This is a genomic window from Shewanella sp. 4_MG-2023 (assembly GCF_030548015.1).
Classification (GTDB): domain Bacteria; phylum Pseudomonadota; class Gammaproteobacteria; order Enterobacterales; family Shewanellaceae; genus Shewanella.
In genome coordinates, this window is the sequence record NZ_JAUORL010000030.1 from 46558 (window position 1) to 57300 (window position 10743).

Below are 10743 nucleotides of genomic sequence, written 5' to 3' on the forward strand. Positions count from 1 at the left end.
CCTTTTTTATTTGCTGTAAACCCAAGTTAAGCTGCGCTAATTACCCTAGTGTTAAGCAAAAATAATAATGACTTAAGTTAAACGCTTTGCCCAATTACCCTCATGTTGACTATCACATGCCGCTTCACTGTCTAATACAATCTGCCCAGCAGTTATCTCCACAGAAACAGCCTGTAAATAATGGCTTATCATCTGCACAATAAACGCATCTTGCTTGGCTAATTTGACCTTGGTTATTTGCGCCTCATTACTAAATACACAAATCACTTTTAACGATTTAGGAAAAGCGGTGTAGTTTACCGAATGCGTGAGCCATTGAAAGCCCTCACACTCTGACATTAATAAATCACACACCAGTGTTAACTGCTGACGAATTTGGTTATCACGTTTCTTGTCGGATTTTTTCATCGTTAACCTTCGATTAGCTTTGAATTATAGGGTTGTCACTGAGTTGTCACTATACAGACATAAAAAAGCCAGTTGTGACTATTCACAACTGGCTTTTTGAAGTGCTTAAGTCAACATAGCGTTTATAACAGCTAATTCACTTAAGCAGATTGTCACTAAGTCGTTAACTCTTGTTCTAGTTGCTTGGCAATCGCTTCAGGCGAGCTACTGTTTCGGGCAAAGATACTGTAAGCCACCGGGATCACTAACAAGGTGAAGAAGGTTGCTAACAAAATACCTGATAACACTACCACGCCAATCACAAAACGTGTTTCAGAGCCCGCACCACTTGATAGCACCAATGGAATAGCACCAGCTGCAGTGGTAATACCGGTCATGAGGATCGGTCTTAAACGTTGGGATGAGGCTTGAATGACTGCTTGTTCAAACTCAATGCCTTTGTCACGCAATTGGTTGGCAAATTCAACAATCAAAATACCATTTTTAGCCGCTAGCCCCACCAGCATAATAATACCAATTTGACTGTAAATATTGATACTTTGTCCGGTAAACCATAGGCCAATTAATGCGCCTAGCGTAGCCAGAGGTACTGTAAGCATAATCACCATAGGATGCACATAACTTTCAAATTGCGCCGCCAATACTAAGAACACAATACCTAACGCTAGGATAAACACAAAGTACATGGAGTTGCCTGAACTTTGATAATCCAGCGATTGCCCTTTATAACTAATCACCGCTTCAGCAGGCAAATAGGTATAGGATAAATCATTAAGATAATCTAACGCTTCACCTAGACTATAGCCATCAGCCAAGTTTGCTTCGATAGTGATCGCCCGCATGCGGTTATAGCGATTTAAAGAGCTGGCATCAGCATACTCTTCTACAGTGACAATATTCGATAGTGGCACTAACTCGCCGGTTCGATCAGATCTCACGTAGATATTTTCTAAATCCGTAGCAGTATTTTGATTTTCACGATTACCTTCAATGATCACATCATATTCTTCCCCTTCTCGCATGAAGGTCGTCACTAAACGTGAGCCCAGCATCGATTCTAAGGTTCTGCCCACATGTGATATTGACACCCCTAAATCAGCAGCCCTGTCTTTATCAATTGACACTCTAAGTTGAGGTTTGGTTTCTTTATAATCATGATCAAGCCCGGTTAACATCGGATTTTCTTTAGCTTTTTCCATGATGATGTCTCGCCATAAAGCTAACTCTTCATAACTTGGACCACCTAATACAAACTGCACAGGCTTACCGACACCACGGCCAAAGGCTTGACGCATAATGGGAAATGCCCTGACCCCTGCTAAGTCCGAAATTCGAGCGCGAATATCAGTAATAATTTCACTGGCAGGACGTCGCTCGGCCCAATCTTCTAAAACGATAATCGCCATGCCGTTTGAAAAGTTTGCTGAGCGACCAAAACCACGAGGAGCGCGGATCAATAAGCGTTTCACATCACCCGATTCAACTAATGGCATTAAACGGCCTTCAATTTCATCCATGTACTTTTCAATGTACTCAAAGCTTGCTCCTTCAGGGCCATTAACCACCAAAAACATTGAGCCTCTATCTTCGCTAGGGGCAAATTCCTGAGGTACTTGTTTAAGCAAGTAGCCACTTAACGCAAAAGCCACCACGACAATTACGCCGATAAGATAGGGCTTTTTAATCGCACTCACCAAATGCGATTGATAAATAGCAGATAACTTATCCATCACGTCATCGACTTTACGTACTAACCAAGTGCTTTCACCGGCGGGTTTAAGCAACTTAGAGCACATCATTGGGCTTAGGGTTAATGCGACTAAGCTTGAGAAAATCACTGCGGCGCTCATGGTAACTGCAAACTCTTTAAACAGCTTACCTAAATCACCTTCTAAAAACGTGATCGGCATAAACACGGCAATTAATACCAATGTTGTCGCAACTACCGCAAAAGCAACTTCACGGCCACCTAAATAGGCCGCTTTAAGCGGTGAGTCACCTTGCTCAATACGGCGATGAATATTTTCTAACATCACAATGGCATCATCAACCACCATACCAATGGCAAGGATCATCGCCAGCAAAGTCAGTAAGTTAATGGTATAACCTAATGAATATAAAACAATAAAAGTCCCCATTAACGACACTGGAACAGTCAACGCTGGAATTAACATCGCGCGCACACTGCCTAGGAACAGATAAATCACCACTATCACTAATAGCATCGCGATAAATAAGGTTTGGTACACCTCTTTAATTGACGCTTCAATGAATACTGAGCTGTCGTATGAGCGCTTAATCTCCATTCCTGCTGGTAATGTCGGATTAATAACATCGACTAACGCATTGGCAGCACGGGCGACTTCTAAGGTGTTTGAGGTTGATTGTTTAGATACCCCTAAGCCAATCATTGATTCAGTATTACCGCGGAACATTATCCGCTCTTCTTCTGAGCCAATTTGCACTTTAGCCACATCACCAAGCTTCACTAAATAGCCATCATCACCTTGGGTAATAACCAGGCTGGCAAAGTCTTCAGCGGTTCTAAAGCTTCTATCAACCCTGACAGTAAAATGGCGCTCTTTTGACTCAATAGAACCCGCCGGAAGCTCAACGTTTTCTGAGCGCAGCGCAGATTCCACATCCGCTACGGTCAGTTTACGCGCAGCTAAAGCTTGTCTGTCTATCCACACTCGCATGGCATAAACTTTACCGCCACCTAAACGGATGTTGGCAACACCGTCGACAACTGAAAATCGATCGACTAAATAGCGTCGGGCATAGTCTGTTAGCTGTAATGTGTTCATTTGATCAGACACTAAGTTAAGCCACATGATCACTTCATCACCACCATTGGACTTTTCTACTTCTGGTGGGTCTGCCTCTTCTGGTAAGTTATCCAGTAACCCTGAAATTCTATCTCGAACATCATTGGTCGCCGCTTCAATATCACGGTTGATATTAAACTCTAAGGTGATAGAAGAGCGTCCATCACGGCTACTTGAGGTAATTTGTTTGATCCCTTCAACGCCGCTAATCCTGTCTTCAATTAATTGGGTAATGCGACTTTCAACCACTGAAGCACTCGCGCCGCGATAATTGGTATCAATCGATACTACCGGTGGATCAATGTTGGGGTATTCTCTAAGAGGTAACTTATCAAATGACACCATGCCAAGAATAATAATTAAAATACTAATAACAGAAGCAAATACCGGCCTCTTTACGGAAATGTCAGTGAGGATCATGCCGCATTCTCCACATCAGCGACATTGGCAAAGTTAAACGCTTCTGCAGCCTGAGTGGTGACTTCATCTCCCGGTCTTACTTTTAATAACCCGCGGATAATGACCGATTGACCAATTCCGACACCATCAAGAATTTCAACCCAACCTCGATTACGAATGCCTATTGTGACTTCTTTTCGCTCGACAATATTCTCTTCGTTAACTGTGTATACATAGTGTTTTGATTGAATAGGAATGATGGCAGATTCTGGTAATAATAAGGTTTCACGATTTTGTTTAATCAGTTTAACTTTCATCAACATGCCGGGTAATAACGCTGCATCGTCATTGGCAATAATAGCGCGAACTACCACAGCACGTGTTGTTGGGTTTACCCTTGTATCAATAGATGTGACCACACCTTTAAATATACGATCTGGATAAGCAATCGCTTTCGCTTCAACGGTTTTACCTAATTTGAGTTGTTGGATAAAACGCTCTGGCACTGAGAAATCAAGTTTAATTTTACTGACATCATCTAAGGTCGATATTTGGGTACCTGGTGACACTAAACTGCCGACACTGACAAGCTTTAGTCCCAAGCGACCACTAAATGGTGCATGAATGGCGCGATCACCCAAAGCAGCTTTAGCTTGCTCAAGCTCAGCGCGGGTCGTATCGATTAAGGTTTGTAATCTATCTCGCTCAAGTTCTGCTACCGTTTTACTGGTAACCAAACTACGAATTCTGTCGAGTTCACGTAAATTATCGCTGACTTTAAACTCAGCGGCTTTAACTTTGGCTAGCTGCTCGCGGTTACGTAATTGAACCAGCAAATCGCCTTTTTTAACCACATCTCCATCGTTAAATTTAATGTCTGCGATTTTCTCAGTGATTTTTGGTGTAATAGTAATAGACTCAAACGCTTTGTTGGTTCCTATTGCCTCAACCTCATCTCTTACTGGCAACATCGCCACTTTAGCAACAACAACGTTTGGGATAGGTTTAGCACGCACCTTGGCCTCTTCAGTAGGCTTCATAGATTGGTATGTAAACCAGCCTATCAGTAACGCAACGAGGAGAATTATTATTTTTTTCATCGGGATTCCATTCATCAAACTCAAAAACGATATGTTATGGGATTTAGCCAACCGCTAGTGTACTCAGCATCATACTGGTATCAAGGTGTTTTACCTTTTCTTACAATTAACAAACTTAGGAAACATTTGCGGAATATACGGGATCGGGGTTAACTAAGATCAATCTTAGCTTTTTAATTGGTAAACAATCGATATAGAAGGTTAAATGACTATTTTTACTGTTTTTAAAGCATAAAAAAAGAGACAGTAAATACTGTCTCTTTTTTTTGATAGCCTAAAATACGAACAATTAGGTAATGTTAATTTAACGCATTATCGTACTTTACGATCTTCTTTCATTGCTTCGCTGACTACGCGATAGATTTCAGTAATCGTTTCATTTTCTAATGGCTCACCTGCGGCATCTTTAATAAAGATTTCAGTTTGATCTTTATCATCAGTTTCAACAAGCTCAATTCGATAGTTACCTTTTTCAAGTGATAACTTATCTTCGCCCCATAATGAACTCCAGAACCCGCCAGTTTCTTCCAAGACAATATAATACAAACCTTTGGCGCTGTTCATATCAACAATATCGAAACCTAGCTCAGGCAATACAATACGTAATCGATCCCAGGTTTTATTGAAATCAACTTCTGAAATGTAATAAGCGCCAGTGGTTTCTGTTTCAGCCACTAGATCAACGTTAATACCTTTACTTTGTTGAATACGGTCAGCTTTAATTTGCTTGTCACGTTTTAAGCTGATGTAAGCAATAGTGTTATTGAGCATATCAACGGTGTAACGGCGTTTATCTTCTGCCGTTAATAGCACTTGCTGATCATCACCATTGTAGCTTTCTTCATGCTCAATCAGATCAATACCCATGCTGCCTGAGCGACCATGAGGACTCACATCGACCTCATAACGGTAACGTTGACGCAGTAAATACACTTTGTCTTCACCGAACCAGCTTGTTTCTATGACGTCTTGCGTGTCTATCCAACCTGTTTCGATAAAACCTTCGTCATAATTTTCGTTTTCGATAGGTACTTCATGTTTTGCTAAGAAACCATGTAAATTATCAAAAACTTCTTGTTTTAGATCTTTTGTGGTCGTAATTGATTCGACAATAATTTTAATATTGTCACTGCCTTCTTCAATACGCGTACCTTCAGACATAGGCAAGACCAGTAAAGGAGGACGAATATCCAGACGTTTTCCAACTAAGTCTTTATCAACTTTGTTACCCACTTTAGGAATGTCGTATTCACGGCCATAAGTTGGCTCAGTCAAGCCTTCTGGAATAACTAATAGTGGGACTTCTTTGGCGTTAACATATTCATCATTGCCATTGGCAACGCGACGATCTGTCGGTGAACTACAAGCAGAAACTGCTGCTATAAGTAAAATTGGAGTGACTTGCTTCAACATTTATTGTGTTACCTCTATCTCGGCTTGTTTCATCGCTTCTAACAACTGACCATGAAACTGCTCAGAAAGTTCAGTTAAAGGTAAACGAATATGTCCTTGGCTAATTAAACCCATTTGATGCGCAGCCCATTTAACAGGGATTGGGTTAGCTTCGCAGAATAAATGCTCATATAAACCTTTCAGTGGTAGGTTTAGTTTTTCGGATAAAGCATGGTCACCTGCTAATGCTGCATCACACAGTTGTTTAAATGCTTTTGGAACAATATTATTAGCAACCGAAATAACACCATCACCGCCAAGTAATAAAAAGTCTCTCGCAGTGGCATCATCGCCGCTATAAAGTTTGAAATCCTGACCGCAAAGCTCGCGTAATCGAGCAACACGGGTTAAATCGCCAGTGGCTTCTTTAACACCGATAATATTTTCCACCGCTACTAATTCAGCCACGGTTTCAGGCAACATATCCACTGAAGTACGTCCAGGGACGTTATAAAGAATTTGAGGGATATCAGTACTTGCTGCAACAGCTTTATAATGTGCAATTAAGCCCTTAGGTGAAGGCTTATTGTAATAAGGCGTGACCCCAAGCATGGCAACAATGCCAGAATCAGCCATTGATTGGGTAAGTTCTATCGCTTCGGCAGTGGCGTTAGCGCCATTACCACCAATGACGGGTATACGACCTGCGGCAAATTTAACAGTTTGCGACACAACTTGTGCATGTTCTTTAATGGGTAAAGTAGCAGACTCACCTGTTGTACCGACTGCAACGATCGCATCAGTCCCCTGCTCTATATGAAACTCTACCAGTCTTTCAAGACTTTTATAATCTACTGTGCCATCACTATTCATAGGAGTGATTAAGGCAACGATGCTTCCGTTTATCATCTAAATTCCCCAAGGTTTCAGGATTCGCTATGTTACTGATGCCTACAACTAATGACAAGCATTAACGGGGGCTCTCAAATGCATTTTTACTAAAGCACAAATTTACATCGTCAGATGATTGTTTAATGGCTAAGCATATTTTTTATATCATGACGTTAGGTACTTTATTTCATTGAAATCAATCTTACACCTAAGTTGTTATGCCAAGAAGTAAATTTTTAATATGAATTAACTTTCATAGTGACATACTTATGTGGTTTTACATTAGTTATGGTAGCATTAGTTCCCGCAAAAAAACTTTGCGTTAGCTCGCTAGTTTACGCTCCATGATATCGAAAAAGTGAGGAAAATCCATGACCAACTATCTGGTCGTTACTGCTATGGGTGCTGATCGCCCTGGTTTAGTAAGTCGTCTAGCCCGTTTAGCAAGTGAATGTGACTGTGACATCGTCGATAGCCGTATGGCACTTTTTGGTAATGAATTTACCTTAATTATGATGATTTCAGGCTCTTGGGCAGCAATAACAAAGATAGAAACCCAGTTACCCAGCTTAAGTGTACAGCTTGAATTACTCATGGTAATGAAACGTACTTCCAAGCATACACCACAAAATTACGTGTCGCGTATCGAGGTCAATGTTAACGGTCAAGATCAACGTGGCACCATGAAGCGAATAACCGAATTCTTAGCGGATCGTTCCCTTGATCTTGCTGCGGTGCGCTCTCACGCTGACGACGATAATTTAACGCAGCATATTTTATTTACTATCAATGTGCCGGAAAAAATTGATCTTATAAAGCTTGAAAAAAGTATCCATGAACTGGCAAAAGAACTATCACTTGAGTGCTCTATCAATCATATGCAAAACAGTGACAAATAGAATATAAAATAAGGACATAAAATGAATACCTTAACCCTTGGTGATTTAGCACCACAATTTACCCTACAAAATCAATTTGACCAATCAGTCTCTCTCACTGAAGCTTTAAAAACCGGCCCTGTGTTAGTTTATTTTTACCCTAAAGCATCAACACCTGGTTGCACAGTGCAAGCTCAAGGCTTGCGTGATAGCAAAGACCAGTTAGCAAATCATAATGTCACAGTATTGGGTTTAAGCCCTGACCCAGTTGCTAAACTGCTTAAGTTCAATGACAAGCAAGAGTTAAACTTTGCCTTACTCAGTGATGAAGATCATGCCGTTGCTGATGCCTTTGGCGTGTGGGGCGAGAAGCAATTCATGGGCAAAATCTATGACGGTATCCATAGATTGAGCTTCCTCATTGGTCAAGATGGCAAAATAGTACATGTGTTCGATAAATTTAAAACCAAAAACCACCATGAAGTGGTGTTATCGGTGTTAGAAACGCTTTAACTTAAGCCTTATGTAAAAATTCCATAAAAAAAGCTTCGTTAATACGAAGCTTTTTTATTGCTGATTTTTAGTCAAAATCAAATTCAAGCTGATGTATTGCCGAAAGTTTCACCAGAGTCATCTTGCTCATTAGCGTCTTCATTTTCTGTTACTTCAGCTAAATTACGTTGGATGATATCTTGCTCTTGCGCCTCTTTCGGCAATAGGCTAATTAACTCGATACCGACTGGTAATTCATTAATTTCAGTACCTGAAATAATTTTTACTTTCTGATCTTTAGTCAGGTAAATTAACGGCATCGCCGTTTCACCATAACGCTGTTTAAAGTGTTCAAATGTAAAATTATCCGTAATATTAGTAACTTTAATAACAGCACCTTTCGCCATGTAACTGGCTATTTTGGCATAAGAAATTGACTCACCAAATAAACACAAACGCTTTAAATAAGACTCTGACAATTGATGTCTGGCACTTCCCCCTTCGGCATTATTTAAGCCATACACTTTATTGGTACCGAATAAGTCTTGAAAATGAAAACTCACTAAAGGGTTTAATTGACGATAGGGAGATAACACTAGCACTCGACCTATACCACTTAAATCCATAAAGTTTTCGGCGTGTTCAGAGGCCGGATTACCAAAATAAACCGGGATATTCGCCATTCTCGCTTGACGAATGTTGTCCCAGTTATTATCGGCTAATACCACTTTCACTTGCTTAGCCGTTAACACCTTAGCTAACTCACGTGAAAACTTAGAGGCACCAAATAACAGTAAGCCTTGTGATGAATCGGCCTTTACACCTAAAAACTTAGCCCATGGGCCTGCCGTTAAGCTTTGTATTACAACAGTGCCAATAATAATTAAAAACACTAATGGCACTATCGAGCTGGCACCATTAACCCCAATAGCTTCAAGCTTAATGGCAAATAACGAAGAAATTGCCGCTGCAACTATCCCTCTTGGTGCGACCCAACTTAAAAACCATTTATCAGCTCTAGATAAACTAGTACCAATACCAGAAATCCAGATACTCAGAGGCCTTGCAACCAACAACACGACCAGTAAGACACCGACACCGCCCCAACCTAAATCAAGCATCGCGGTCGAGTTAAGTCTTGCTGCTAATAAAATAAACAAGGCGGAGATCAGTAATACGGTAAGAGTCTCTTTAAACTCTAAAATATCCGCAATATCAACCCCACGCATATTCGCTAACCAAATGCCCATCACAGTCACGGTTAACAGCCCAGACTCTTCTTGGATCAAATTAGAACCAACAAAGACGCCCAGCATAATAGTTAATACCGCAGTATTTTTAAGATAATGAGGAAACACATTACTACGAAGTGCAATGCCAATGAGATAGCCAGCAAGCGCCCCAAGTCCAAAACCTAACAGTAATGTCATGCCTAAAGCGAATAATATATGGGTGGTGGGATCTGCAGCGGTCGCCACAGCAATATATTCATAAACTAATACTGCTAAAATTGCCCCGATAGGGTCTATGACTATTCCTTCCCAGCGTAAGATGCTGGCAAGGTTTGATTTTGGCCTTACTGTGCGCAGCATAGGCACTATTACTGTTGGACCTGTCACTACCACTAATGCACCAAAAAGTAGCGCCATGGGCCATTCAAAGCCTAATAGCCAATGAGCGGCTGGGGCGATACAAGCCCAAGTTATAAAGGCACCAAAGGTCACTAAGTTTGTCACCATGCGGCCGTGATCTTTGATTTCTTTAAAATTGAGGGTTAACGCGCCTTCAAAAAGAATAACCGCGACCCCCAATGAAATAATGGGAAACAGCAAATCGCCAAAGATAGCATCAGGGTCTAAAATGCCAAGCCCCGGACCAAGTAACAAACCGCATAACAATAACGGTAATATTGCAGGAAGACGAAACTTCCAACCTAACCATTGACACAATAAAGACAGCACGCCAATCAGCGCGAGCATGCCAGTTATGTGTTCTACCATGGACAATTCCTTTTTTATATTTTCTGCGATATAGCTCGTGAGTTTGTATCTTTAATAAAATACTAAATTACACATCAGAGCAAGGCTTAATTAAAACATCTACCGTAATTTTTTAACTTAACATCAACCTTTTAACCTGCTGATTGGAAGTATCTAAAGCTTAATAATTTTCACGTTAAAGCCGCAGAACAATAGACTCAGCTTAAGATAAATACATTCAATGTCATAAATTACAGGCACAAAAAAGCCCTTGTCTTATGACAAGGGCTAATCTGTTCGGCGCAGCGGACGGGACTCGAACCTGCGCCCCCGGCGTGACAGGCTCAGCTTACTAATACAAAGTAACCAACTGCTG

At 40.9% G+C, this 10743-nt stretch carries 8 protein-coding genes; 2 read left to right on the forward strand and 6 right to left on the reverse strand.

From position 1 onward, the window contains the following. Positions 1 to 72 precede the first annotated feature (72 nt). From Q4546_RS15335 to dapA, 5 genes are all read right to left on the reverse strand, one after another. Positions 73 to 408, reverse strand: coding sequence for a Fis family transcriptional regulator (locus Q4546_RS15335; protein ID WP_102437170.1), 336 nt, complete (start codon positions 406 to 408; stop codon positions 73 to 75). A 155-nt stretch (positions 409 to 563) separates the two neighbouring features. Further along, the gene (locus Q4546_RS15340; protein WP_303446545.1) at positions 564 to 3656 is read right to left on the reverse strand and encodes an efflux RND transporter permease subunit; all 3093 of its coding nucleotides are present in this window, start codon (positions 3654 to 3656) and stop codon (positions 564 to 566) included. Next, a complete protein-coding gene (locus tag Q4546_RS15345) occupies positions 3653 to 4735 on the reverse strand; it encodes an efflux RND transporter periplasmic adaptor subunit (protein ID WP_102475507.1) in 1083 nt (360 codons plus the stop codon). Before Q4546_RS15345 ends, Q4546_RS15340 begins: the two co-directional genes overlap by 4 nt. Before the next feature lie 312 nt (positions 4736 to 5047). Then, complete coding sequence (bamC, locus tag Q4546_RS15350) at positions 5048 to 6148, reverse strand: outer membrane protein assembly factor BamC (protein WP_102437164.1); 1101 nt, start codon at positions 6146 to 6148, stop codon at positions 5048 to 5050. Then, positions 6149 to 7036 (reverse strand): 4-hydroxy-tetrahydrodipicolinate synthase, encoded by an 888-nt coding sequence (gene dapA, locus Q4546_RS15355; protein WP_102437162.1) that lies wholly within the window; start codon positions 7034 to 7036, stop codon positions 6149 to 6151. A gap of 353 nt (positions 7037 to 7389) precedes the next feature. On the opposite strand from dapA, the gene Q4546_RS15360 reads away from it, so the two are divergent. Both Q4546_RS15360 and bcp read left to right on the forward strand, forming a co-directional pair. Continuing rightward, entirely contained in the window at positions 7390 to 7917 is a 528-nt protein-coding gene (locus Q4546_RS15360; protein ID WP_102437160.1) for a glycine cleavage system protein R, read from the forward strand. A gap of 21 nt (positions 7918 to 7938) precedes the next feature. Next, complete coding sequence (bcp, locus tag Q4546_RS15365; RefSeq protein ID WP_102531313.1) at positions 7939 to 8409, forward strand: thioredoxin-dependent thiol peroxidase; 471 nt, start codon at positions 7939 to 7941, stop codon at positions 8407 to 8409. Positions 8410 to 8492: 83 nt separating this feature from the next. Here the strand turns inward: bcp and Q4546_RS15370 are convergent, their stop codons facing one another. Continuing rightward, complete coding sequence (locus Q4546_RS15370; protein WP_102437787.1) at positions 8493 to 10388, reverse strand: sodium:proton antiporter; 1896 nt, start codon at positions 10386 to 10388, stop codon at positions 8493 to 8495. Between the last annotated feature and the right edge of the window lie 355 nt (positions 10389 to 10743).